Raw genomic sequence first — 22,340 nt, forward strand, 5'->3', positions numbered from 1 at the left:
AGCTCGGGTCGGGCCAGGCGCGACGCCACCTGCCCCGTGTTAGCCTTTCCGCCATTCGACGGCCCGAAACGGATACCGACATGCCTTTGAACTCCGACATCCGCTTTCCTTCGATCGACGGTCTGCGCGCCTTCGAGGCGGCGGCGCGGCTGGGCAGCTTCGAGCGCGCGGCAGACGAGCTCAATGTCACTGCGAGCGCCGTCGGCAAGCGGCTGGCAACGGTCGAGGAATTGCTCGGCGCCAGCCTGCTGAGCCGTGGTGGCAAGACGCTCGGGCTGACTGCGGTGGGCAAGGAGTACCTCGAGCAGGTCCGAGCCGCGCTCGCCCTGCTCGCGGCGGTGCCGCTGCACCGGCGGGCGGCGCAACGGGTGGAGCGGCTGCGGGTGTGTGCGCCACCGACCTTCGCCCGCCAGATCCTGGTCCCCGCGCTTGCCTCGTTCACGCGCGCGCAGCCGCAGATCGAGCTCGAGATTGTGCTCAGCGTACCCTACCTCGATCAGGGCAGCGGCGACGCCCAGCTCGAAGTCCGTCACGGCGATGCCGCCGCGCACGGTGGCGACGTGCTGATGAACGACCGTGTGGTGCCGATGGCCGCCCCCGGTCTGCTCGCTGCCTTCGGGCCGCTCCAGGGGAGCGCCGATCTCGACCGGCTGCCGCTGCTGCGCACTCCGCTCGAGTCGTGGCTGCCGCTGTTCGAGGCTGCCGGGCTCGATCGCCGGGACGAACCGGCGAGCGGGCCGCGGCTGGTCGACCTCGGCCTGCTGCTCGAGGCCGCCGCGAGCGGGCAAGGAGTGGTTCCCGGGCGGCCGTCGCTGGCCCGTGCGTGGTTGCAGGCCGGTACGCTCGTGCCGCTGTTCGGCATCAGTGCGCCGGCGCGCACCCAGTACTACATTGCCACCGCCACGCCGCAAGGGCCGGCCGCGATCTTCGCCGACTGGCTGCGGGCGACGAGCCGCGCCGCCGAGCGCGAGGCGGCGGAGCTTCTTTCGGGTCGGAGTTGAAAATTCCTCCGCCTGGGGCGGCCGCTTTTCGCTGACTATCGAAGCCTGCCTGCAAAGGCCCGATACCCCCGGAAAAGACACGGAGACAAGCAATGGGCGTCATCACCTGCATCGAGGACCTGCGCCAGCTGGCCGAGAAGCGCGTACCGCGGATGTTCTACGACTACGCCGATTCCGGCTCGTGGACCGAAACCACTTACCGCGCCAATGAAAGCGACTTCAATGCGATCAAGCTGCGTCAGCGGGTGGCGGTGAATATGGAAGGGCGCAGCCTGCGCACCACAATGGCGGGGCAGGCCGTGACGATGCCGGTGGCGATCGCACCGACCGGCCTCACCGGCATGCAGCATGCCGACGGCGAGATCCTCGCCGCGCGCGCCGCCGAGAAATTCGGCATTCCGTTCACGCTGTCGACGATGAGCATCTGCTCGATCGAGGACGTCGCCGCGCACACCGGCGCGCCGTTCTGGTTTCAGGTGTATATGATGCGCGACCGCGGCTTCATCGAACGCCTGATCGAGCGCGCCCGTGTCGCGCGCTGCTCGGCGCTGATGCTCACCCTCGACCTGCAGATCCTCGGCCAGCGCCACAAGGACCTCAAGAACGGGCTTTCGGCGCCGCCGCGGCCGACCATAGCCAACCTGATCAACCTCGCCACCAAGCCGCGCTGGTGCCTCGGCATGCTGGGCACCAGGCGGCGCAGCTTCGGCAACATCGTCGGCCATGCGAAAGGCGTTGGCGACATGTCCTCGCTGGCGAGCTGGACCGCCGAGCAGTTCGATCCGGCGCTGAGCTGGGCGGACGTGGAGTGGGTAAAGCGGCTGTGGGGCGGCAAGCTGATCCTGAAAGGGATCATGGACGCGGAGGATGCACGACTCGCCGCCGACAGCGGTGCCGATGCGCTGATCGTGTCCAACCATGGCGGCCGTCAGCTCGATGGGGCGCCGTCGTCGATCAATGCCTTGCCGGCGATTGTCGACGCGGTGGGCGAGCGCATCGAAGTGTGGATGGACGGCGGTATCCGCAGTGGCCAGGATGTACTCAAGGCGGTCGCACTGGGGGCGAAGGGAACGCTGATCGGTCGCCCCTTTCTCTATGGCCTGGGTGCCATGGGCGAGGCGGGCGTCAGCAAGTGCCTCGAGATCATTGGCCGCGAGATGGATCTGACCATGGCGTTCTGCGGGCATACCGACATTCGCCAGGTGGGGCGCGACATCCTGGTGCCAGGCACGCATCCGCTGGCGGGCTAGGACGCTGGCATCGATCGGCGTGTCGGCGCCAGCATCCGGGCCGCGACCTCGATCAAGAAAAAAGGGCGCCCGGTCAGCGGCGCCCTCTGTTCGTCGATCAGCCGATGAGGCTCACCACAACTGCCACCACGGCCGGCTGTCCTTCGGTCCGCCGGCAAAATACACGCTGTCGGGAAAGTTCTTGCGCAACACGCGGTCGGCGTCGTCGCGCAGATCGGTCATGCCGAGGGCATCGTAGCTCTTGACCAGCAGGAACAGTGCCTCTTCGTTGGCCGGTGTGCGCGGATAGGTGGTGATGGCGGTTTGCGCCCGGTTGGCGGCGGCAATATAGGCCCCGCGGCGATAGTAGTAACGGGCGACGTGGACCTCGTGCTGGGCCAGCGAGTTCACCAGGTATTGCATGCGCTGGCTGGCGTCGTTGGCGTAGCGGCTCTCGGGGAAACGGGTGACCAGTTCGCGGAAGGTGTCGAAGGCTTCACGCGCGCCACGCGGGTCGCGCTCGGACAGATCCTGGTTGGACAGGCCGGCGAGCAGGCCGAGATCCTCGTTGAAATTGACCAGACCCTTCAGATAGTAGGCATAGTCGACATGCGGGTGGTTGGGGTGGAGCTTGATGAAGCGATCGGCAGCGGCGATTGCCAGGGCGGGCTCGTTCGACTTGTAGTAGGCGTAGGCGACTTCGATCTGAGCCTGCTGGGCGAAGCGGCCGTAAGGGTAGCGCGCCTCGAGCTTCTCGAACATCTTGATCGCCTGATCGTAGCCGCCCTCGCTCATCGAGGCCTTGGCCTCGGAATAGAGTTTCTGGGCATTCCAGCCCGCGGTTTCGTCGATCTGTTCGGGCAGCAAGCCGCAGCCGCCAAGCAGAAGGGCGCCGAGCAGGGCGATATTTCCCGCTAAACTTCCGAAGGTGAACCTGGACATCGATAAGACTCGCGTGAATGAACTGACGGATTATAGCCCAGCGGAAGCCACGGACTCGCGTAGCGAATTGACGATTCCGCGGGAACTCGCCGGCCTGCGCATCGATCAGGCGCTCGCCCGCTTGTTTCCGGAGCACTCGCGCAGCCGCCTCCAGGGCTGGTTGCGCGACGGATTGATTCTGGTGGATGGGCGCTCGCCCGATGCCAAGCACAAGATCTGGGGGGGCGAGCGGCTGCTGATCGAGACCGTGCCGCTGCCGCAGGAGCGTGCCGAGCAGGCCGAAGACATTCCGCTGACGATCGTGTTCGAGGACGCGACGCTGCTGGTCATCGACAAACCGGCCGGGCTGGTGGTGCATCCGGGAAGCGGCAACTGGAGTGGCACGCTGCTCAACGCGCTGCTGCACCATGCGCCGGAGCTGGCCGGAGTGCCCCGCGCCGGTATCGTGCATCGGCTGGACAAGGACACCAGTGGCCTGCTGGTGGTGGCAAAGACGCTGGCGGCGCAGACCGACCTGATCCGCCAGCTGCAGGCACGTACGGTCAAGCGCCACTATCTCGCGCTGGTGCACGGTGAGGTGCTGCGGCCGGGTGAGGTGGATGCACCGATTGCGCGCCATCCGGCGCAGCGTACGAAGATGGCCGTGGTTGGCGGTGGTCGGCCGGCACTGACCCGGTATGTGGTGCGCGAACAGCTGGGCAAGGTCACACTGGTGGAGTGCCGGCTGGAGACCGGTCGTACCCACCAGATCCGGGTGCATATGGCACACGCCGGGCATCCGCTGGTGGGCGACCCGGTCTACGGTGGCCGGCGGCCGGTTTCACCCGCGGTCGATGCCTTTCCCCGCCAGGCCCTGCATGCCTTTCGCCTCGGTCTGGTGCATCCGGTGAGTGGCCAGCCGATGGAGTGGTTTGCGCCCTTGCCGGATGACTTTTGCGCACTTCTGCAATCCCTTGGCGGGAGCTTCAGACCATGCCCAACATGATTGTGCCCGACTGGCCGGCGCCCTCGAATGTGCGCGCGCTGGTGACCACGCGACGCGGAGGCGTCAGCACGGGCCCGTACGACAGCTTCAACCTCGGCATGCACGTGGGCGATGTGCCCGAGGCCGTGGCCCGCAACCGCGAACGACTCCGCCGCATGCTGCCGGCCGAGCCGGTGTGGCTCGACCAGGTGCATGGTACGGCAGTGCTCGATGCGGATCGCGCAGTCGGCGTCGATCAGGCCGATGCGTCGGTCGCGCGCAGGGCGGGCGTAGTGTGTTCGGTGATGACGGCAGACTGTCTCCCGGTATTGTTCTGCGACGACTCCGGCACCGTGGTCGCGGCTGCACATGCAGGCTGGCGGGGGCTCGCCGCCGGGGTGCTGGAGGCCACCGTGGCGACGATGGCCGTGCCGCCGGAGTGCGTGCTCGCATGGCTGGGTCCGGCGATCGGGCCGACGGCTTTCGAGGTCGGCGCCGAGGTGCGGGACGCCTTCATTGCCGCCGACCCGGGTGCTGCCGTGGCCTTTGTCGGTAACCAGCATCCCGACAAATGGCTTGCCGACCTGTTCATGCTGGCGCGCCGCCGGCTGGTGCGGGCGGGCGTGGCGCGGATCTATGGCGGAGGCGTGTGTACCGTGGGCGACGACAAGCGCTTCTATTCCTATCGTCGTGACGGGATCACAGGGCGTTTTGCGTCAATGGCTTGGCGTATGCCGAGTCGATGAGTCGGCGCATGCGGTCGTCTCCGGCGCCATTCGCTATTGATCGGCGCCCGAATCGGCTCTATCGTTGAGGCCCTCAGCCGCCTCGCGGGCCCGTTGGCGACGTCGCCGGGCGGATGTGCCGAACAGCCACAAGAACAGGGCCATTGGAGCAAGTCCGTAGAATATGAAGGTGAGCACACCTCCGACAACGGTGTCATCCGACACCGCCGCGAGCAGTGCAACGTAGAGCCAGGCAATTGCGATCAGGTACATGGCGAGATTCTACCTTTGCCGCAGGGCAGACTGCGCCAGTCCTGGATTTGATCGGTGGGGCTGCTGCCGGCAGCGCCCGCCAAAGCCTTAGGAGGGGCTGATGTCCGATTCGAATGACACACTGCCACCCGCTGCCGTGCAGGCAATGCTGCTCACCGGGCAGAACATGGCGAAGAATTTTTTTGACATGGTGGCAAAGCAGCACGCGGCGATGCTGGACTCTTCCGGGGTGGCCGCGCCGAGCCTGCCCCTGCCCGAGGCCGAAGCGTTCGAGCAGATGCAGCAGGATTTCGCTGCCAAGCATGTGACGCTGTGGTCGGCGATGCTGGGGCGCAAAGCCGGCGAGCCCGCCGAGCGGGTGGTACAGCCCGAAGCGGGCGATCGCCGCTTCAATTCGCCAGAGTGGGAGGAGAGCCCGGTGTTCGACTACGTTCGCCAGGCCTACCTGCTCAACGCCGGCTTCCTGAAGCAGGTCGCCGACGAGATGCCGATTGCCGACGGACGCGCCAAGTCACGCATCCAGTTCCTGACCAGGCAGTACGTCGATGCGCTGGCGCCGACCAACTTTGCCGCAACCAATCCCGAATTCATCAAGACCGCGGTCGAAACGAAGGGTGAGAGCATCGCCCAGGGTATCCGCAATCTGATGTCCGACCTCGACAAGGGACGGATCTCGATGACCGACGATTCCGCCTTCGAGGTCGGCCGCAATCTGGGTGTTTCGCCCGGGGCGGTGATATTCGAGAACGAATTGATGCAGCTGATCCAGTACTCGCCGCTCACCGACAAGGTGGCGCAGGTACCGTTGCTGATCGTGCCGCCGTGCATCAACAAGTTCTACATCCTTGATCTCCAGCCGGAAAACTCCCTGGTGCGCTTTGCCGTGGAGCAGGGGATCACCGTGTTTCTGCTGTCGTGGAAGAACGCCGGCCCGAACGAGGCGAAGTTCGGCTGGGACGACTACCTCGAAAAGGGGCCGCTCATCGCGCTCGAGGTGGTGCGCTCGGTTACCCGGGTCAAGAAACCCAATGTGCTCGGGTTCTGCGTGGGCGGAACGATCCTGAGTTCTGCGCTTGCAGTGGCGAAGGCGCGCGGCGAGGACCCGGTTTCCAGTCTTACCCTGATGACCACGCTGCTCGATTTTGCCGATGCCGGCGAGCTCGGCTGTCTGGTGGACGAGGCGAGCGTGACCGCTCGCGAAGCGGCGATTGGCAAGGGCGGGCTGTTGAAGGGCCAGGAGCTTGCCAACGTATTTTCGTTCTTGCGCGCCAACGACCTGGTGTGGCAGTACGTGGTCGGCAACTACCTCAAGGGCAAGAAGCCGCAGGCGTTCGACCTGCTGTACTGGAATTCGGATTCGACCAATCTGCCGGGGCCGTTCCTGACCTGGTATCTGCGCAACATGTATCTCGAGAACAATCTGCGCGTGCCGGGCAAACTGAAGATGCTCGGGCAGAAGGTCGACCTCGGCAAGGTGGACGTTCCGGCCTACCTGCTGGCCGCGCGCGAGGATCACATCGTTCCATGGGCAAGTGCCTATCTGGCGCGCAACCTGCTGGGCGGCGAGACGACTTTCGTACTGGGCGCCAGCGGCCACATTGCCGGAGCGATCAATCCCGCATCCAAGAACCGTCGCAGCTACTGGACCAGCACTTCGAAGGCAGCTGACCCCGACGAGTGGCTGGAGCACGCGGTGGAACAGAAGGGTAGCTGGTGGGTGCATTGGGCCGAATGGCTCAAGGCATACGGCGGCAAGGAGGTGGCCGCACGTGGCCGACTCGGCAGCGCCAAGTACGCGCCGATCGAGCCCGCCCCCGGACGTTACGTAAAGGACAAGGCCTGATCCGGGCATTGTTTGAATCAAAGGCTGTCGGCGGGGCGGGCGGGGCCGTCGACAGCAATAACCGAAGCCCCCCCGGATCCACCCGATTGGGAGAGGAGGAACACTATGTCTAGAGTTGCACTGGTTACCGGGGGCATGGGCGGCCTTGGCGAAGCGATCTGCATCAAGCTCGCAGCATTGGGCTACAAGGTGGTGACGACCCACTCGCCGGGCAATGCGAAGGCGGCCGAGTGGCTGCAGTCGATGAACAACATGGGCTACGGCTTCAAGGGCTACCCTTGCGACGTGTCCGATTTCGAGTCGTGCAAGGCTTGCGTCGAGCAGGTCACCAAGGATGTCGGTCCGGTGGATGTGCTCGTCAACAACGCCGGCATCACCCGTGACATGACCTTCAAGAAGATGACCAAGGCCGATTGGGATGCGGTGATCAGCACCAACCTCGACTCGGTGTTCAACATGACCAAGCAGGTCATGGACGGCATGCTCGAGCGCAAGTGGGGGCGGGTGATCAACGTGTCGTCGGTCAACGGCCAGAAGGGTGCGTTCGGACAGACCAACTACTCGGCGGCCAAAGCCGGCATGCATGGCTTCACCAAGGCGTTGGCGCTGGAAGTCGCGCGTAGTGGCGTGACCGTCAATACCATTTCGCCGGGCTATATCGGCACCAAGATGGTCATGGCGATTCCGCAGGAGATCCTGGACTCCAAGATCCTGCCGCAGATTCCGGTTGCGCGTCTGGGCAAGCCGGAAGAGATCGCCGGGCTGGTGGCCTATCTTTCTTCCGAGGAGGCGGCCTTCGTGACCGGGGCCAACATTTCCATCAACGGTGGCCAGCACATGTTCTGATTCAGCTGCGGCGCAACGCAGGCGGCTTGTCTCGCGAGAGGCAAGCCGCTTTTTCGTTGACTTATTGCAATGCAGCACATGCCTCGAACTACGTTTATAATGCAGCCGTTACGTGGCTGATGCGCTGCCGCAAGACAGGTATGGACAAAGGCGGCTCCCGGCTGCGCTGTCCGAAAACGATAACTCGCTGCAGAAGGATTCAACGATGTCTAAGAAAGTCGCACTCGTTACCGGCGCCATGGGCGGCCTTGGCACTGCAATCTGCCAGTCCCTCGCCAAGGATGGCTACAAGGTCGTTGCTAACTGTCTGCCCGCATTCCCGCAAAAGGATGAGTGGCTGGCGCAGCAGAAGGCTCTGGACTTCGACTTTGTTGCAGCCGAAGGCGATGTGTCCGATTACGAATCCTGCAAGGCAATGGTTGCCAAGATCGAGGCCGAAGTCGGTCCGATCGACGTGCTGATCAATAATGCCGGCATCACCCGCGACAAGTTCTTCCCCAAGATGGAGAAGGGGCAGTGGGATGCGGTCATCAACACCAACCTCAACAGCCTGTTCAACGTCACTCACCACATTTCCCCGAAGATGGCGGAGCGTGGCTGGGGGCGCATCATCAACATCTCCTCGGTCAATGGGGTCAAGGGTCAGGCTGGCCAGGCGAACTATTCGACCGCCAAGGCGGGCGTGCTCGGTTTCACCAAGGCGCTGGCTGCCGAACTGGCGACCAAGGGCGTGACCGTCAACGCGATCGCACCGGGCTACATCGGCACCGACATGGTGATGGCGATCCGCGACGACATCCGGCAGGGCATCATCGACACCGTGCCGATGAAGCGCTTGGGCAAGCCGGAAGAAATCGGCGGTCTGTGCGCCTATCTGGCGTCCGATCTGGCCGGCTACATCACCGGTGCCACGATCAACATCAACGGCGGCCTGCATATGTGCTGATGCAGTATCCGTGAAAGCTGCGGATTTGCGTAACCCCGTCTCATGGCGGGGTTTTTCTTTTCGCAGCGCGGTATAATTTGTGCACAAGCGAGAGCGGATCCACCGCCGCCGAGGAGGAACGTCACCATGGCCGATCAATCGCGCCTGATCAAGAAGTACCCGAACCGTCGTCTATACGACACTCGTACCAGTTCGTACATCACCCTGGCAGATGTCAAGGAACTGGTGCTGGCCAGCGAAGACTTTCAGGTGGTGGATGCCAAGAGCGGCGAGGATCTGACACGCAGCATCCTGCTGCAGATCATCCTCGAGGAAGAGGCCGGCGGCGCACCGATGTTCACCAGCGACCTGCTGTCGCACATGATTCGTTTCTACGGCAATGCGATGCAGGGCATGATGGGTAAGTACCTCGAAAGCAACATCAAGGCCTTTACCGACATGCAGGGCAAGCTCCAGGAGCAGGCTCGTGGCCTCTACGGCGAAAACAGTCCGGTGAGCCAGGATCTGTGGGCCCAGTTCCTGAACTTCCAGGGGCCGGCGTTGCAGAGCATGATGGGCACCTACGTCGAGCAGTCGAAGAAGATGTTCCAGCAGATGCAGGAGCAGGTCGAGAGCCAGACGCGCAACATGTTCACCGGATTCCAGTTTCCCGCGTACACCCAGCCGACGAGCACGGACGAGAAGGCGGAAACCGCTGCGCCTGCCGCCAAGACCCGCACCGTAAAATAAGGTCCCACGCCTCCTGTTGGAGGCGTCTTACCCCACAGGCCGCACCGAGCATGACCTCCCCAAAAATCCAGGACGTGCCGCGCGTCGGCTTCGTCAGTCTCGGCTGCCCGAAAGCGACGGTCGACTCCGAACATATCCTTACCCGTCTGCGGGCCGAGGGTTACCAGATCTCCGGCAGCTACGAAGACGCCGACCTGGTGGTGGTCAACACCTGTGGCTTCATCGACGCCGCAGTCGAGGAGTCGCTCGACGCGATCGGCGAGGCGCTAGCCGAGAACGGCAAGGTGATTGTCACCGGCTGTCTTGGCGCCAAGGGCAATGTGGTGCTGGCGGCACATCCGCAGGTGCTGGCAGTGACCGGGCCGCATGCGACGGAAGAGGTGATGCATGCAGTGCATGAACATCTGCCCAAGCCGCACGACCCCTTCATCGACCTGGTTCCGCCGCAGGGGATTCGTCTGACCCCGCAGCACTACGCCTATCTGAAGATTTCCGAGGGCTGCAACCACCGCTGCACTTTCTGCATCATTCCGTCGATGCGCGGCGATCTGGTCAGCCGGCCGATCCATGAGGTCATGCGCGAGGCCGAGGCGCTGGCCGAGTCCGGGGTCAAGGAAATCCTGGTGATCTCGCAGGACACCTCGGCCTATGGGGTGGACGTCAAGTACCGCACCGGTTTCTGGGGCGGAAAGCCGGTCAAGACGCGGCTTTACGATCTTGCCAGTGCCCTTGGTGAGCTCGGCATCTGGATACGGATGCACTACGTGTATCCGTATCCGAGTGTGGATGACCTGATCCCGCTGATGGCCGAGGGCAAGATCCTGCCTTATCTGGATGTGCCCTTCCAGCACGCGAGCCCGAAGATCCTGAAGGCGATGAAGCGCCCTGCCAACGCCGAGAATGTGCTCGAGCGCGTGCGGAAATGGCGCAGCATCTGCCCCGATCTGACCATCCGCTCAACGTTCATCACCGGTTTCCCCGGCGAGACCGACGAGGACTTCGAGCAGTTGCTGCATTTCCTGGAAGAGGCTCAGCTCGATCGTGTCGGGGCGTTTGCCTATTCGCCGGTGGAGGGGGCGACCGCCAATGCACTCGCCGATCCGGTGCCGGACGAGGTGCGCGAGGAGCGACGTGCGCGGCTGATGGACTTCCAGGAAGATATATCCACCCAGCGTCTGGAGGCCAAGATCGGTCGCGAGATGACCGTCCTGGTGGACGAGATCGACGAGGAGGGCGCTTTGGCACGCTCGGCAGGGGATGCCCCGGAGATCGACGGGCTGGTCGTGATCCCCGACGGCGATGATCTGGCCCCCGGCGATCTTGTCCGGGTAAGAATCACCGATTGCGACGTTCATGACCTCTACGCCGAGCGCATCCCGGACTGAGTGCAGCGAAGTGACCGTCTCCGGTCAATCCTGAAGGTGTAGGCATGCTCGATATCGCCCTTGCATCCCGCCCGGCTTCGCAGCAGCCTGTGATCGGGTTGGTGCTGGGGAGCGGCGCCGCGCGTGGGTGGGCGCATCTTGGCGTGCTGCGCGCGCTTGCCGCCGACGGCGTGGTGCCCGACATTATTTGCGGCTGTTCCATCGGCGCCTTTGTCGGCGCCGCGGCGGCGGGAGGCGATCTCGACAAGCTCTGCAACTGGGCCGAAGCACTCAAATGGCAGGATGTGGTTTCGCTGCTCGATGTCAGCCTGCGCAGCGGGTTGATCAAGGGTGAAAAGCTCATCCAGTTCTTTACCCGCAGCTTTACCGACCGCGACTTCACCGAACTTCCCGTCCGTTTTGCCTGCGTGGCCACTGAACTGTCATCCGGGCGCGAGGTCTGGCTGCATACGGGCAGCGTTTCTGCGGCGGTGCGCGCATCGATTGCGCTACCCGGATTGATGACGCCGGTGGTGCGGGACGGTCGCTTGCTGGTCGATGGCGGTCTGGTGAATCCGGTGCCGGTCTCGTTGTGCCGGGCCATGGGCGCGGATATCGTGATTGCGGTGGATCTGGGGTCGGACATGGTCGGGCGGGCATGGAAGCACACTGCCGCCATACCCGTGCCGGCAGAAGAGACCGAAGCGAACTGGAGTGACCGCTTGTTGGCGCGCCTGGGGATCGGCGGAAGCGGATCCGCGGAACTTGCGCCCGGAGAGGCTCTGCCTTCGCTGGTGAGCGTGCTCAGCTCCAGCATCAACATCATGCAGGTTCGCATCGCCCGCAGTCGGCTTGCCGGGGAACCCGCGGATGTACTCATCTCTCCACGGGTCGGTCAGCTCGGGCTGATGGACTACCATCGCGCGGCCGAGGCGATAGCCGAAGGCGAGGCCGCCGTCGCCCGCATTCGACCTTTGTTGAACTATGCACTGGGGCGTGCGGACGACTCCGGCGCCTGAAGGAGCCATCAATGGAAGCATTCCTCGACAGACTCGCCGATATCGTCGGGTGTGACCACCTGCTCACCGATGCGGCCGATATGGCGCCCTACCTGAACGACTGGCGTGGCCGCTACCACGGCGCTGCGCGGGCGGTCGTCCGGCCCGCGGATACCGAGCAAGTGGCCGCAATCGTGGCGGCGTGTTGCCGGGCAGGCGTGCCGATGGTGCCGCAGGGCGGCAATACCGGTCTGTGTGGGGGTGCCACGCCGCTCGTCGATGGCCTGGCCGTGGTGCTCAGCCTGTCTCGTCTCCGGCGCGTCCGTGGCCTTGATGTCGACAACAACACGCTATGCGTCGAAGCCGGCTGCACGCTGGCGGCAGTGCAGGACGCCGCACAGGCTGCGGATCGACTCTTTCCGCTGTCACTCGCATCCGAAGGCAGCTGCGAAATCGGCGGCAATCTGTCGACCAATGCGGGTGGTGTGCAAGTGCTGCGCTACGGCAATATGCGCGATCTGGTGCTCGGGCTCGAGGTGGTGCTTCCCGACGGGCAGATCTGGAACGGTCTGAGAGGTCTGCGCAAGGACAACACCGGTTACGATCTCAAGCACCTCTTCGTGGGGGCGGAGGGAACCCTGGGCATCATCACCGCGGCGGTGCTCAAGCTGTTCCCCGCGCCACGCGCGCGTTCCACCGCGTGGATCGCCGTACCGGATCCGCTGGCGGCGGTGAGCCTCCTTGCCCGCATGCGGGCCGCGTGTGGCGACCGCATCACAGCATTCGAGATCGTCGGCCGTTCCGCGCTCGAACTGGTGCTCGAACACATCGAGGGGGCACGCGATCCGTTATCCGCGCGGGCTCCCTGGTGCGTGCTGGCGGAGCTGTCGGATACCCTCAAGGATGCCCCGCTGGACGAGATGCTGCAGCGCGAACTCGAGGCAGCGATGGACGACGGACTGGTGCTGGATGCGGCAGTGGCCGGAAATCTGGCGCAAACCGCCGCACTCTGGGCGCTGCGCGAGAATATTTCGGAGGCGCAGCGCATCGAAGGACTCAGCATCAAACACGACATCGCGGTGCCGGTCAGCCGGATTCCGGCGTTTCTTGATCTCGCGGGTCAACGGTTGAAGGCGGTGTGGCCCGACGTCAGGATTGTTGCCTTCGGGCATATCGGTGACGGCAATCTCCACTACAACCTGTCGAAGCCGCAGACCGAGGATAACGGGCCGTTCATTGCGAGCACCGCAGCGGTCAACCTGATCGTCCATGATCTGGTCGATGAGCTCGAGGGGTCGATTTCTGCCGAACACGGGCTGGGGCAGCTCAAGCGTGAGGAGATCCGTCGCTACAAGAGTCCGCTCGAGCTCGATCTGATGCTTGCAATCAAGCGCACGCTCGATCCTGCCGGTTTGATGAATCCGGGCAAAGTGATCTGAGGTGAGGGTGTGTCACCTGCGACCGGGGCGATATCGCGATTGTGTGGAGGCGGGCAGGAGATTGGATACGGGTGCTTTACAAGGGCCGGAACGCCCCCTATAATGCGCGCTCTTTCGACGGGGGTATAGCTCAGCTGGGAGAGCGCTTGCATGGCATGCAAGAGGTCAGCGGTTCGATCCCGCTTACCTCCACCATCGAAAGTTGCAGAGGCAGTATCAGGGTCCCCATCGTCTAGAGGCCTAGGACATTACCCTTTCACGGTAAGTACCGGGGTTCGAATCCCCGTGGGGACGCCAAGAATTTCAGCCTGTGTGGGCTGGCAGTAGATAGTCGGCAGTAATGCCGGACGGGTTTGCGGAGTGGTAGTTCAGTTGGTTAGAATACCGGCCTGTCACGCCGGGGGTCGCGGGTTCGAGCCCCGTCCACTCCGCCAGTTTTGCTGCAGGGTACGTCCCCTGCGGATTCCAGAAGTTCAGGAATGATTGCGGTGAGCTTGTTCAGACGCTATAATCGCCGGCTTGTTGTGGGGGTATAGCTCAGCTGGGAGAGCGCTTGCATGGCATGCAAGAGGTCAGCGGTTCGATCCCGCTTACCTCCACCAAATGGAATTTTTGCAGTACCGATGTCCCCATCGTCTAGAGGCCTAGGACATTACCCTTTCACGGTAAGTACCGGGGTTCGAATCCCCGTGGGGACGCCAGGACAAGGCAGGTTGATCAGCGCGATCAACCTGGGTCGGCAGAAGTCGTGCCGGCACAGTTCAGCGCGGAGTGGTAGTTCAGTTGGTTAGAATACCGGCCTGTCACGCCGGGGGTCGCGGGTTCGAGCCCCGTCCACTCCGCCAACAGCAAGAGTAGAAAGGGAACCTTCGGGTTCCCTTTTTGCTTTTCATCGTTTGTCCTGCGCCGACTGGCGCCGCGCGGCTCGATACGCTACATTCCGTCCATACGCATAAGTATGGAATCGTTCCGGCGAGGCGTAGTCGTAAATCAAAGGAGATAGTGACACATGAGTATCAGCAAGATCGGCGTCGTCGGCGCTGGCACGATGGGAAATGGCATTGTTCAGGCGTTCGCGGTTTCGGGTTTTACCGTGGTGATGACGGACGTTGCCGAGGCCGCACTGCAGCGCGGGTTGGGAACGGTGTCCGCGAGCCTGGACCGTTTGATCAAGAAGGATAAACTCTCCCCCGGGCAGAAGAGCGAGGCGATGGCAAGAATCTCGGTGGCAACCGATCTTGCGGCCCTGTCCGATTGTGACCTGATCATCGAGGCGGCGACCGAGAGTCTCGAACTCAAGCTGAAGATCTTTGCCCAGATCGATGCGGTGGCTAAGCCCGCCGCGCTATTGGCGAGCAATACGTCCTCGATTTCGATCACCAGGCTGGCAGCGTCCACGTCCCGCGCGGACCGCATGATCGGCATGCACTTCTTCAATCCGGTGCCGCTGATGGCGCTGGTGGAGCTGATACGCGGCCTGCAGACGTCCGACGAGACCTACGGTGCGGTCGAGGCCGTGGCGCGGGCGATCGGCAAGACGCCCGTCCAGGTACGCAACAGCCCGGGTTTCGTGGTCAACCGCTTGCTCTGTCCCATGATCAACGAAGCGGTGTTTGCCCTCGGCGAGGGGCTGGCGACGGCGGCCGAGATCGATGAGGCAATGAGGCTCGGTTGCAACCATCCAATCGGGCCGCTGGCGCTGTGCGACATGATCGGCCTGGATGTGGAGTTGGCCGTGATGCAGGTGTTGTTCGAGGGCTTCAAGGATCCCAAGTATCGTCCGGCGCCGTTGCTGGTGGAAATGGTCGAGGCGGGATACCTCGGGCGCAAGACCGGCAAGGGGTTCTTCGACTACGATAAGTGAGTGAGTAGCCGGAAAAAGAAAAGCCACCTGCAAGGGTGGCTTTTCTGTGTAGGTCCGGGCGCTGGCGTCAGCGGTTCGACCGCATCGCGTCGAAAAATTCCGCGTTGCTCTTCGTCGCCTTGACTTTGTCGAGCAGAAATTCCATTGCGTCGATATCGTCCATGCCGTATAGCAGCTTGCGCAGGACCCATACCTTCTGCAGGATTTCCGGTTTCATCAGGAGTTCTTCACGCCGGGTACCGGAGCGGTTCACGTTGATCGCCGGATACACCCGTTTTTCCGCCATGCGGCGGTCAAGGTGCAGTTCCATGTTGCCGGTGCCCTTGAACTCCTCATAGATGACGTCGTCCATCCGGCTGCCGGTGTCGATCAGCGCGGTGGCAATGATCGTCAGCGAACCGCCTTCCTCGATGTTGCGCGCGGCGCCGAAGAAGCGTTTGGGCTTCTGCAAGGCGTTGGCATCCACCCCGCCGGTGAGCACCTTGCCCGAGGCGGGTACCACGGTGTTGTAGGCGCGTGCGAGGCGGGTCAGCGAGTCGAGCAGGATGACCACATCCTTTTTGTGCTCGGTCAGGCGTTTGGCTTTCTCGATCACCATCTCGGCGACCTGGACGTGACGGGAGGCCGGCTCGTCAAAGGTGGAGGCGACCACTTCACCCTTCACCGAGCGCTGCATTTCGGTGACTTCCTCCGGGCGCTCGTCGATCAGCAGCACGATCAGTTCCACGTCGGGGTGGTTGGTCGTGATGGCATGCGCGATGTGCTGCAGCATTACCGTCTTGCCGGTCTTGGGCGGGGCCACCAGCAGGCCGCGCTGACCCTTGCCGATCGGCGCGATCATGTCGATGATCCGGCTGGTGATGTTCTCCTCGCCGCGAATCTCGCGCTCGAGCTTGAACACCTCCTGCGGATGCAGCGGGGTCAGGTTCTCGAACAGGATCTTGCTCTTGCACTCTTCCGGCGGGCGGCCGTTGATCTTGTCGAACTTGACCAGCGCGAAGTAGCGCTCACCGTCCTTCGGGGTGCGGATCTCGCCCTCGATGGTGTCCCCGGTGCGCAGGTTGAAGCGCCGGATCTGCGACGGCGAAACGTAGATGTCGTCGGTGCCTGCAAGGTAAGAGGTGTCCGGCGAGCGCAGGAAGCCAAAGCCGTCGGGCAGGACTTCGAGTGCGCCGTCGCCGCAGATCGGCTCACCCTTGCGGGCGCGGTTCTTCAGCAGCGCAAAGACCAGTTCCTGCTTGCGCAAGCGGTTGGCGCCGTCGATGTCGTTTGCGACCGCCATCTCGAGCAACTCACTGACGTGCAGCGCCTTGAGCTCGGACAGGTGGAGCGCCGGTACGGTCGACGTGGTGGACGAACCCGCCTCGTCGGACGATTCTGTTTCGAACAGGTCGTCGTCGGGCGGAGTGGCATTGGGAGGATTACCGTCGCGATGCCGGGGGCCCCGGCGGCGGGCGCGCGTTGCACCGCGAGAACGGGCCGGAGCGGTTTCCGGCTTAGATGTTGCTGTCAATGAAGGCGGTCAGTTGAGATTTTGAAAGGGCGCCGACTTTGGTCGCCTCGATATTGCCACCCTTGAACAGCATCAGGGTGGGAATGCCACGAATACCGTACTTGGCCGGTGTTTCCTGGTTTTCGTCGATGTTGAGCTTCGCCACCTTGAGTTTTCCGGCGTAGTCCTTGGCGACTTCATCCAGGATCGGCGCGATCATCTTGCAGGGACCGCACCATTCAGCCCAGTAGTCGACGAGTACCGGCGTCTGGGACTGCAGCACTTCGGACTCGAAGTTGCCATCGGTCACGTAATGAATATGCTCGCTCATGATTCCTCGCATCAGGGGGGAGAGGTCTTGCGTACTGCTTGAGAGAAGAACGGTCGGCTGGACCCGTTCTGCCGGACGCTGGAGACGCGTCCGGAGGAAATCTGCCTGAAACTTATGCGATGCAGTCGGCCACGTCAACATGTTATCTCGGTGCTGCCGGCAAAATTCCGGGTTAACGTGGCAAAAAAGCAAATTGCTGGACTATATTGCGGGCTGTTGACACCAGCGCCCCCGTTGCGGGGCAGAACCCTTTTCCGTGAGACTGAAGCAATGACCTATGTTGTGACCGAAGCCTGCGTGCGTTGCAAATATACTGATTGTGTCGATGTGTGTCCGGTCGATTGTTTTCGTGAGGGCCCGAACTTCCTCGTTATCGATCCCGACGAATGCATCGACTGTACGCTGTGTGTAGCCGAATGTCCCGTCGAGGCGATCTTTGCCGAGGACGACGTCCCCGCCGGGCAGGAGTCGTTCATCGCGCTGAACGCCGAATTGTCGCAACAGTGGAAGCCGATCGTCGAGAGCAAGGCCGCTTTGCCCGACGCGGACGAATGGGCCAAGATCAAGGACAAGCTCGACCAACTGCAGCGCTGACCCCCGTCGGGGGGCGGGTGTGCTTTCAGCGTGTCCTACAATGCACTAAGATGGCGCACGGCCTCAAACCACATCAAATATCCGGGGAAATATCATGTTGGTGAGCGAGATTCTGGCGATCAAGGGCAAGGTGCTGTACACCATTGCACCGAACAGGAGTCTGGCCGAAGCAGTGACGATCATGACCGAGCAGGATGTCGGATCGCTGGTTGTTTTCGACAAGGGACGGGTCGCCGGCATGCTGACCTTCCGTGAGGTGCTTCAGGCCGTCCACAAGGGCGGTGCCGGATGGGGCGACCTCGCCGTGGAGCAGGCGATGCTTGCGGGGCCGATGCTTGCGGCGCCGAACATGGAAATGGATGAATTGCGGCGGCTGATGGTCGACCATCACCAGCGCTATCTGCCGGTGATGGACGGCACCACCTTGCTCGGGGTGGTCAGTTTTCACGATGTGGCCAAGGCCGTGCTCGAAGAGCAGAGCTTCGAGAACCGGATGCTCAAGAACTATATTCGCAACTGGCCGGCTGAAGAAGCAGAGCGCTGATACGATTCCGGAGTGTGTGCGGTCCGTCGGAGCCGCGGTCTACGTGATGAATGGCGACGCCCGCTGAAAGACGGGCGAGCCAAGGTTGGAAACGGGTGGCACCAGCTGCCCGGCGCCTCGGGAGGGCGGGTTCGCGCGACATTGTCGCGCTGAAGCTTTTTCCAACAACACGAGGAGACAACGTGGAAAAAATCTGGCTGAAGAGTTATCCGGCGGGCGTACCGGCCGAAGTGAATGTGCACGAGTTCAGCTCGCTCGGCGACCTGTTCGAGCAGAGCGTGCGCAAATTCGGCGGAAGGACGGCCTATGTCTGCATGGGTAAGGGCCTGACCTATGCAGAACTGGACCGGTTGTCGGCACAGTTTGCCGCCTATCTGCAGGCCGAGCTCGGCCTGCCGCGGGGTACGCGGGTTGCGCTGATGATGCCCAATCTGCTGCAGTACCCGGTGGCCATGTTCGGGGCCCTGCGCGCCGGCTATACGGTGGTGAATGTCAATCCGCTGTACACCGCCCGCGAGCTGGAGCATCAGTTGCGGGATGCCGGTGCCGAGGTCATCGTCATACTCGAGAACTTCGCGCATACGTTGCAGCAGGTCATGCAGCACTTGCCGCTCAAGCATGTGGTGGTGACCAGCCTGGGTGAGATGCTCGGTTTTCCGAAGTCGGCGATCGTCAATTTCGTCGTGCGCCGGGTCAAGAAGATGGTTCCGGCCTGGCATCTGCCCGGAAGCGTCGATTTCGGCACCGTACTCCGGCAGGGCGCGCGCCACACGTTGAAGCCGGTCGAGGTCGGGCGCGATGATATTGCCTATCTGCAATACACCGGCGGCACCACCGGCGTGGCCAAGGGGGCGGTGCTCACCCACGGCAACGTCGTGGCCAATCTCCAGCAGGCTCATGCGTGGATCAAGCCTTTCCTGCATGAGGGCGAGGAGGTCATCATTACCGCCTTGCCGCTTTATCACATCTTTTCGCTCACGGCGAATTGCCTCACCTTCCTGAAGATCGGTGCGACCAACGTGCTGATTACCAATCCGCGCGACATCCCCGGTTTCGTCAAGGAGCTGGCGAAGTACCGGTTCACTGCGATTACCGGCGTGAATACGCTGTTCAACGCCTTGTTGAACAACCCAGATTTTGCGAAGCTCGATTTTTCGGCTTTGAGAATCTCGCTGGGCGGCGGCATGTCGGTGCAACAGGCGGTCGCGGAAAAGTGGAAAAAGGTAACCGGTCTGCCGTTGATCGAAGCCTATGGCCTGACCGAGACCTCGCCGGCGGTGACGATCAATCCGCTGGACCTGCCCGATTTCAATCATGCGATCGGGCTGCCCGTTTCGTCGACCGAGGTCAGCATCCGCGATGACGACGGGGTTGAACTGGCGGTGGGACAACGCGGCGAACTTTGCGTGCGCGGACCGCAAGTGACTCGTGGCTACTGGAATCGCCCGGAGGAGACCGCACGCGCATTCACTTCGGATGGTTTTTTCCGCACTGGCGACATCGCGGTGATGGACGAGCAGGGGTTCATACGTATCGTCGACCGCAAGAAGGACATGATTCTTGTGTCCGGCTTCAATGTCTATCCGAACGAGGTCGAGGATGTGATTGCCAGCCATCCCGGCGTGATGGAGGTGGCGGCGGTCGGTGTTCCGAGCGAGCACAGCGGCGAGGTGGTCAAAGTGTTCGTGGTGCGCAAGGACCCTTCACTCACGGAGGCGGAGTTGATTGCCTTCTGCCGGGAAAATCTGACCGGCTACAAGGTGCCGCACCGGGTCGAGTTCCGGGACGAGCTGCCGAAGACCAATGTCGGCAAGATTTTGCGCCGGATGCTGCGTGACGGGGCTGCGCCGGGAGCCTCCTGACCGCTAGTGGCAAATTGGTGGCCCTGCGCGCGCACCGCGTTCACCGCGATGCGCGCGCAGTGGCCCGATCCCGGAGCCGCGCTGTCGAACGATGGTCAGCGCAAGAAATGTCTTGTATTTGGTCCAGAATCATGATTCCATCTCGATCGTAAATCATTTGGCCTGACCATGAACCGTCGTTTCCTGTCCGCCGCTGTCGTAGCCGTACGCGTAGTAGTAAGCGTAGGTGAGCGCGCGCCGTAGCGGGTCAGGAACAGACGAACCAAATCCAGAACCCCCGCCGGCGCGCAAGGCCGGCGGGGGTTTGTTTTTTTGTGCCGCCGGTCGAGACGCCGCACCACGATCTCAAGGAGAAAAAGATGAATCAGATGACCGGCGCCGAGTTGATCGTGCGTCTGCTCGAACGTCAGGGCGTGCGTACCATCGCCGGAATTCCGGGCGGTGCAATCCTGCCGCTCTACGATGCACTCTCGGGAAGCGACATCATTCATCATGTACTCGCCCGCCATGAGCAGGGCGCCGGTTTCATGGCGCAGGGCATGGCGCGGGTTTCCGGCCGTCCTGAAGTGTGCTTTGCTTCCAGTGGCCCGGGGGCGACCAATTTGGTCACCGCAATTGCAGATGCGATGCTCGATTCCATTCCACTGGTGGCCATTACCGGTCAGGTCCCGTTGGCGATGATCGGCTCCGATGCCTTCCAGGAAGTCGACATCTACGGCATGACCGTGCCGATCACCAAGCACAACTTCCTCGTGCGTTCGGTGAAGGAGTTGCTCGAGGTCATTCCGGAGGCCTTCCGCATCGCGATGTCCGGCCGGCCGGGCCCGGTGTTGGTCGATGTGCCCAAGGACGTGCAGAACCAGATCATCGACTTCGACGACTATCCACCGGTCGCGGTGCGCGATGCATCGCCGCAGGTGCCGCTCGCACTGATCGAGGAAGCGGCGCGAATGATCAATGAGGCCGAGCAGCCGGTCCTCTATCTCGGCGGTGGTGTGGTCCATTCCGGCGCGGCCGCGCAGGCGGTGACGCTGGCGGAGCAGGCCGGGTTGCCGACCACGATGACGTTGATGGCGCTCGGGGCGATGCCGATGGATCATCCGCTGTCGATCGGCATGCTCGGCATGCATGGCGCCCGTTACACCAATTTCGTGCTCGAGGAGGCGGACCTGCTGATCTGCGTCGGCGCGCGATTCGACGACCGCGCGGTGGGCAAGGCGGCGCAATTCTGTCCGAAGGCAAAGATCGTCCATGTCGATGTGGATGCCTCCGAGTTGCACAAGATCAAGAACGCCCATGTGGCGATCAACGGTGACGTGACCGAGGTCCTCGAGGCCTTGCTTCCGCGCGTGAAGGTGCAGTTGCGCAAGCGCTGGCTGTCGCATGTCGAGAGCCTCAAGGGGCGCTTCCCGATGCAGTTTCCGGATCTGGACAATCCGCGCAGTCACTATGGACTGGTCCATGCAGTGGCGTCGGCGCTCGATGACAGTGCTGTCGTCACGACCGACGTGGGCCAGCACCAGATGTGGGTGGCGCAGGCCTATCCCTTCCGGCGCCCGCGCCAGTGGCTGACTTCCGGCGGGCTCGGCACCATGGGTTTCGGCATGCCCGCAGCCCTTGGCGCGGCCATGGCGGCGCCGGAGCGTACCGTGGTGTGTTTCTCGGGGGATGGCAGCATCATGATGAACATCCAGGAACTGGCGACTCTGGCCGAGCAGCAGCTCAACGTCAAGATCGTACTGATGAACAACAACGCGCTCGGCCTCGTGTATCAGCAACAGAACCTGTTCTACGGCAAGCGTGTGTTTGCTTCACGCTATAGCGGTGCGCCCGATTTCATGAAAATCGCCGAAGGCTTCGGCATTCCGTCGGTCGATCTCGATCGGGCCGCCAACCCGCGCGCAAGCCTTGCCCAGGCCCTGCAGACACCGGGGCCGTGTCTGATCCATGTTTCGATCGATCGCGACCAGTTTGTTTACCCCATGGTGCCGCCGGGCGCGGCCAATACCGAAATGATCGGAGGCTGATGATGATCGAACAGGTTGCCGAACCCTTGCAGCAGGCAGGCTTTGCCAAAGTGGTACTCGAACTCGACGTGAATAACCACCCCGGAGTGATGAGTCACATCTGCAATCTCTTTGCGCGGCGGGCGTTCAACATGGAGGGGATTCTGTGCATGCCGGTCGCCAACGGGGTGCGCAGCCGGATCTGGTTGCTGGTGTTCGAGGACCAGCGCCTGGAGCAGATGATCCGCCAGCTCGAGAAGCTCGAGGATGTCGTGCACGTGCGCCGACATGGTGCAGAGCACGAAGTTTTCGAGCGTCTGGAAGACTTTTTCCACTGACCGCAGGGCG

Annotated in this window: 21 protein-coding genes and 6 tRNA genes; 23 read left to right on the top strand and 4 right to left on the bottom strand. The window is 62.8% G+C overall.

Features of this window, described 5'->3' with window-relative positions:
• The first annotated feature begins 80 nt into the window (after positions 1 to 80).
• Positions 81 to 1,001: a LysR substrate-binding domain-containing protein gene (locus AC3A35_RS03680; RefSeq protein ID WP_487434537.1), complete on the top strand. Its 921-nt coding sequence runs from the start codon at positions 81 to 83 to the stop codon at positions 999 to 1,001.
• A 92-nt stretch (positions 1,002 to 1,093) separates the two neighbouring features.
• Complete coding sequence (locus tag AC3A35_RS03685) at positions 1,094 to 2,251, top strand: alpha-hydroxy acid oxidase (RefSeq protein WP_487434538.1); 1,158 nt, start codon at positions 1,094 to 1,096, stop codon at positions 2,249 to 2,251.
• A 111-nt stretch (positions 2,252 to 2,362) separates the two neighbouring features.
• Here the strand turns inward: AC3A35_RS03685 and AC3A35_RS03690 are convergent, their stop codons facing one another.
• Positions 2,363 to 3,172 (bottom strand): outer membrane protein assembly factor BamD, encoded by an 810-nt coding sequence (locus AC3A35_RS03690; RefSeq protein ID WP_487434539.1) that lies wholly within the window; start codon positions 3,170 to 3,172, stop codon positions 2,363 to 2,365.
• Between the two features lie 13 nt (positions 3,173 to 3,185).
• Between AC3A35_RS03690 and rluD the strand changes: the two genes are divergently transcribed.
• Positions 3,186 to 4,157 carry a 23S rRNA pseudouridine(1911/1915/1917) synthase RluD gene (gene rluD, locus AC3A35_RS03695; RefSeq protein WP_487434540.1) on the top strand — a complete coding sequence of 324 codons (972 nt, stop codon included), beginning with the start codon at positions 3,186 to 3,188 and terminating at the stop codon, positions 4,155 to 4,157.
• A complete protein-coding gene (pgeF, locus tag AC3A35_RS03700; protein WP_487434541.1) occupies positions 4,145 to 4,882 on the top strand; it encodes a peptidoglycan editing factor PgeF in 738 nt (245 codons plus the stop codon). Before rluD ends, pgeF begins: the two co-directional genes overlap by 13 nt.
• Before the next feature lie 33 nt (positions 4,883 to 4,915).
• Here the strand turns inward: pgeF and AC3A35_RS03705 are convergent, their stop codons facing one another.
• On the bottom strand, positions 4,916 to 5,134 hold the full coding sequence (locus AC3A35_RS03705; protein ID WP_487434542.1) for a hypothetical protein: 219 nt from the start codon (positions 5,132 to 5,134) through the stop codon (positions 4,916 to 4,918).
• Between the two features lie 100 nt (positions 5,135 to 5,234).
• On the opposite strand from AC3A35_RS03705, the gene AC3A35_RS03710 reads away from it, so the two are divergent.
• The 14 genes from AC3A35_RS03710 (at position 5,235) to AC3A35_RS03775 (ending at position 15,163) form a co-directional block, all read left to right on the top strand.
• Positions 5,235 to 6,977 (top strand): PHA/PHB synthase family protein, encoded by a 1,743-nt coding sequence (locus AC3A35_RS03710; protein ID WP_487434543.1) that lies wholly within the window; start codon positions 5,235 to 5,237, stop codon positions 6,975 to 6,977.
• A 105-nt stretch (positions 6,978 to 7,082) separates the two neighbouring features.
• Entirely contained in the window at positions 7,083 to 7,823 is a 741-nt protein-coding gene (gene phbB / locus AC3A35_RS03715; protein ID WP_487434544.1) for an acetoacetyl-CoA reductase, read from the top strand.
• A 205-nt stretch (positions 7,824 to 8,028) separates the two neighbouring features.
• The gene (gene phbB, locus AC3A35_RS03720) at positions 8,029 to 8,769 is read left to right on the top strand and encodes an acetoacetyl-CoA reductase (RefSeq protein WP_487434545.1); all 741 of its coding nucleotides are present in this window, start codon (positions 8,029 to 8,031) and stop codon (positions 8,767 to 8,769) included.
• A gap of 126 nt (positions 8,770 to 8,895) precedes the next feature.
• Entirely contained in the window at positions 8,896 to 9,498 is a 603-nt protein-coding gene (gene phaR, locus AC3A35_RS03725) for a polyhydroxyalkanoate synthesis repressor PhaR (RefSeq protein WP_487434546.1), read from the top strand.
• Between the two features lie 50 nt (positions 9,499 to 9,548).
• Entirely contained in the window at positions 9,549 to 10,883 is a 1,335-nt protein-coding gene (gene rimO, locus AC3A35_RS03730) for a 30S ribosomal protein S12 methylthiotransferase RimO (protein WP_487434547.1), read from the top strand.
• Between the two features lie 44 nt (positions 10,884 to 10,927).
• Positions 10,928 to 11,881 carry a patatin-like phospholipase RssA gene (gene rssA / locus AC3A35_RS03735; RefSeq protein WP_487434548.1) on the top strand — a complete coding sequence of 318 codons (954 nt, stop codon included), beginning with the start codon at positions 10,928 to 10,930 and terminating at the stop codon, positions 11,879 to 11,881.
• Positions 11,882 to 11,892: 11 nt separating this feature from the next.
• Positions 11,893 to 13,299, top strand: a complete 1,407-nt coding sequence (locus AC3A35_RS03740) for an FAD-binding oxidoreductase (RefSeq protein WP_487434549.1) — start codon at positions 11,893 to 11,895, stop codon at positions 13,297 to 13,299.
• 119 nt (positions 13,300 to 13,418) lie between these two features.
• A tRNA-Ala gene (locus AC3A35_RS03745) sits at positions 13,419 to 13,494 on the top strand.
• Positions 13,495 to 13,520: 26 nt separating this feature from the next.
• Positions 13,521 to 13,596, top strand: a tRNA-Glu gene (locus AC3A35_RS03750).
• 60 nt (positions 13,597 to 13,656) lie between these two features.
• A tRNA-Asp gene (locus AC3A35_RS03755) sits at positions 13,657 to 13,733 on the top strand.
• A gap of 92 nt (positions 13,734 to 13,825) precedes the next feature.
• Positions 13,826 to 13,901: transfer RNA gene (locus AC3A35_RS03760), tRNA-Ala, on the top strand.
• A 23-nt stretch (positions 13,902 to 13,924) separates the two neighbouring features.
• Positions 13,925 to 14,000: transfer RNA gene (locus AC3A35_RS03765), tRNA-Glu, on the top strand.
• A gap of 67 nt (positions 14,001 to 14,067) precedes the next feature.
• A tRNA-Asp gene (locus AC3A35_RS03770) sits at positions 14,068 to 14,144 on the top strand.
• 164 nt (positions 14,145 to 14,308) lie between these two features.
• Positions 14,309 to 15,163, top strand: coding sequence for a 3-hydroxybutyryl-CoA dehydrogenase (locus AC3A35_RS03775; protein WP_487434550.1), 855 nt, complete (start codon positions 14,309 to 14,311; stop codon positions 15,161 to 15,163).
• 67 nt (positions 15,164 to 15,230) lie between these two features.
• Here AC3A35_RS03775 and rho read toward each other — a convergent pair whose 3' ends face one another.
• Together rho and trxA are read right to left on the bottom strand one after the other, a co-directional pair.
• On the bottom strand, positions 15,231 to 16,553 hold the full coding sequence (rho, locus tag AC3A35_RS03780; RefSeq protein ID WP_487434721.1) for a transcription termination factor Rho: 1,323 nt from the start codon (positions 16,551 to 16,553) through the stop codon (positions 15,231 to 15,233).
• A 106-nt stretch (positions 16,554 to 16,659) separates the two neighbouring features.
• The gene (gene trxA / locus AC3A35_RS03785; RefSeq protein ID WP_110524435.1) at positions 16,660 to 16,986 is read right to left on the bottom strand and encodes a thioredoxin TrxA; all 327 of its coding nucleotides are present in this window, start codon (positions 16,984 to 16,986) and stop codon (positions 16,660 to 16,662) included.
• Between the two features lie 270 nt (positions 16,987 to 17,256).
• On the opposite strand from trxA, the gene fdxA reads away from it, so the two are divergent.
• The 5 genes from fdxA to ilvN all read left to right on the top strand — a co-directional run bounded on the left by fdxA (position 17,257) and on the right by ilvN (position 22,330).
• The gene (gene fdxA, locus AC3A35_RS03790) at positions 17,257 to 17,580 is read left to right on the top strand and encodes a ferredoxin FdxA (protein ID WP_487434551.1); all 324 of its coding nucleotides are present in this window, start codon (positions 17,257 to 17,259) and stop codon (positions 17,578 to 17,580) included.
• A 94-nt stretch (positions 17,581 to 17,674) separates the two neighbouring features.
• Entirely contained in the window at positions 17,675 to 18,124 is a 450-nt protein-coding gene (locus tag AC3A35_RS03795) for a CBS domain-containing protein (protein ID WP_487434552.1), read from the top strand.
• 182 nt (positions 18,125 to 18,306) lie between these two features.
• A complete protein-coding gene (gene fadD / locus AC3A35_RS03800) occupies positions 18,307 to 19,986 on the top strand; it encodes a long-chain-fatty-acid--CoA ligase FadD (RefSeq protein WP_487434553.1) in 1,680 nt (559 codons plus the stop codon).
• Positions 19,987 to 20,345: 359 nt separating this feature from the next.
• The gene (gene ilvB / locus AC3A35_RS03805; protein ID WP_487434554.1) at positions 20,346 to 22,013 is read left to right on the top strand and encodes an acetolactate synthase large subunit; all 1,668 of its coding nucleotides are present in this window, start codon (positions 20,346 to 20,348) and stop codon (positions 22,011 to 22,013) included.
• On the top strand, positions 22,013 to 22,330 hold the full coding sequence (gene ilvN / locus AC3A35_RS03810) for an acetolactate synthase small subunit (RefSeq protein WP_487434555.1): 318 nt from the start codon (positions 22,013 to 22,015) through the stop codon (positions 22,328 to 22,330). Before ilvB ends, ilvN begins: the two co-directional genes overlap by 1 nt.
• Positions 22,331 to 22,340 lie beyond the last annotated feature (10 nt).

The organism is Azoarcus sp. Soil_N_20 (genome assembly GCF_057656155.1).

Excerpts from the sequence above, each read along its gene's own strand:
- AC3A35_RS03680 (WP_487434537.1), top strand. The coding sequence starts at position 81 with ATGCCTTTGAACTCCGACATCCGCTTTCCTTCGATCGACGGTCTGCGC.
- AC3A35_RS03685 (WP_487434538.1), top strand. The coding sequence starts at position 1,094 with ATGGGCGTCATCACCTGCATCGAGGACCTGCGCCAGCTGGCCGAGAAG.
- AC3A35_RS03690 (WP_487434539.1), bottom strand. The coding sequence starts at position 3,172 with ATGTCCAGGTTCACCTTCGGAAGTTTAGCGGGAAATATCGCCCTGCTC.
- pgeF (WP_487434541.1), top strand. The coding sequence starts at position 4,145 with ATGCCCAACATGATTGTGCCCGACTGGCCGGCGCCCTCGAATGTGCGC.
- AC3A35_RS03705 (WP_487434542.1), bottom strand. The coding sequence starts at position 5,134 with ATGTACCTGATCGCAATTGCCTGGCTCTACGTTGCACTGCTCGCGGCG.
- AC3A35_RS03710 (WP_487434543.1), top strand. The coding sequence starts at position 5,235 with ATGTCCGATTCGAATGACACACTGCCACCCGCTGCCGTGCAGGCAATG.
- phbB (WP_487434544.1), top strand. The coding sequence starts at position 7,083 with ATGTCTAGAGTTGCACTGGTTACCGGGGGCATGGGCGGCCTTGGCGAA.
- phbB (WP_487434545.1), top strand. The coding sequence starts at position 8,029 with ATGTCTAAGAAAGTCGCACTCGTTACCGGCGCCATGGGCGGCCTTGGC.
- phaR (WP_487434546.1), top strand. The coding sequence starts at position 8,896 with ATGGCCGATCAATCGCGCCTGATCAAGAAGTACCCGAACCGTCGTCTA.
- rimO (WP_487434547.1), top strand. The coding sequence starts at position 9,549 with ATGACCTCCCCAAAAATCCAGGACGTGCCGCGCGTCGGCTTCGTCAGT.
- rssA (WP_487434548.1), top strand. The coding sequence starts at position 10,928 with ATGCTCGATATCGCCCTTGCATCCCGCCCGGCTTCGCAGCAGCCTGTG.
- AC3A35_RS03740 (WP_487434549.1), top strand. The coding sequence starts at position 11,893 with ATGGAAGCATTCCTCGACAGACTCGCCGATATCGTCGGGTGTGACCAC.
- AC3A35_RS03775 (WP_487434550.1), top strand. The coding sequence starts at position 14,309 with ATGAGTATCAGCAAGATCGGCGTCGTCGGCGCTGGCACGATGGGAAAT.
- trxA (WP_110524435.1), bottom strand. The coding sequence starts at position 16,986 with ATGAGCGAGCATATTCATTACGTGACCGATGGCAACTTCGAGTCCGAA.
- fdxA (WP_487434551.1), top strand. The coding sequence starts at position 17,257 with ATGACCTATGTTGTGACCGAAGCCTGCGTGCGTTGCAAATATACTGAT.
- AC3A35_RS03795 (WP_487434552.1), top strand. The coding sequence starts at position 17,675 with ATGTTGGTGAGCGAGATTCTGGCGATCAAGGGCAAGGTGCTGTACACC.
- ilvB (WP_487434554.1), top strand. The coding sequence starts at position 20,346 with ATGAATCAGATGACCGGCGCCGAGTTGATCGTGCGTCTGCTCGAACGT.
- ilvN (WP_487434555.1), top strand. The coding sequence starts at position 22,013 with ATGATGATCGAACAGGTTGCCGAACCCTTGCAGCAGGCAGGCTTTGCC.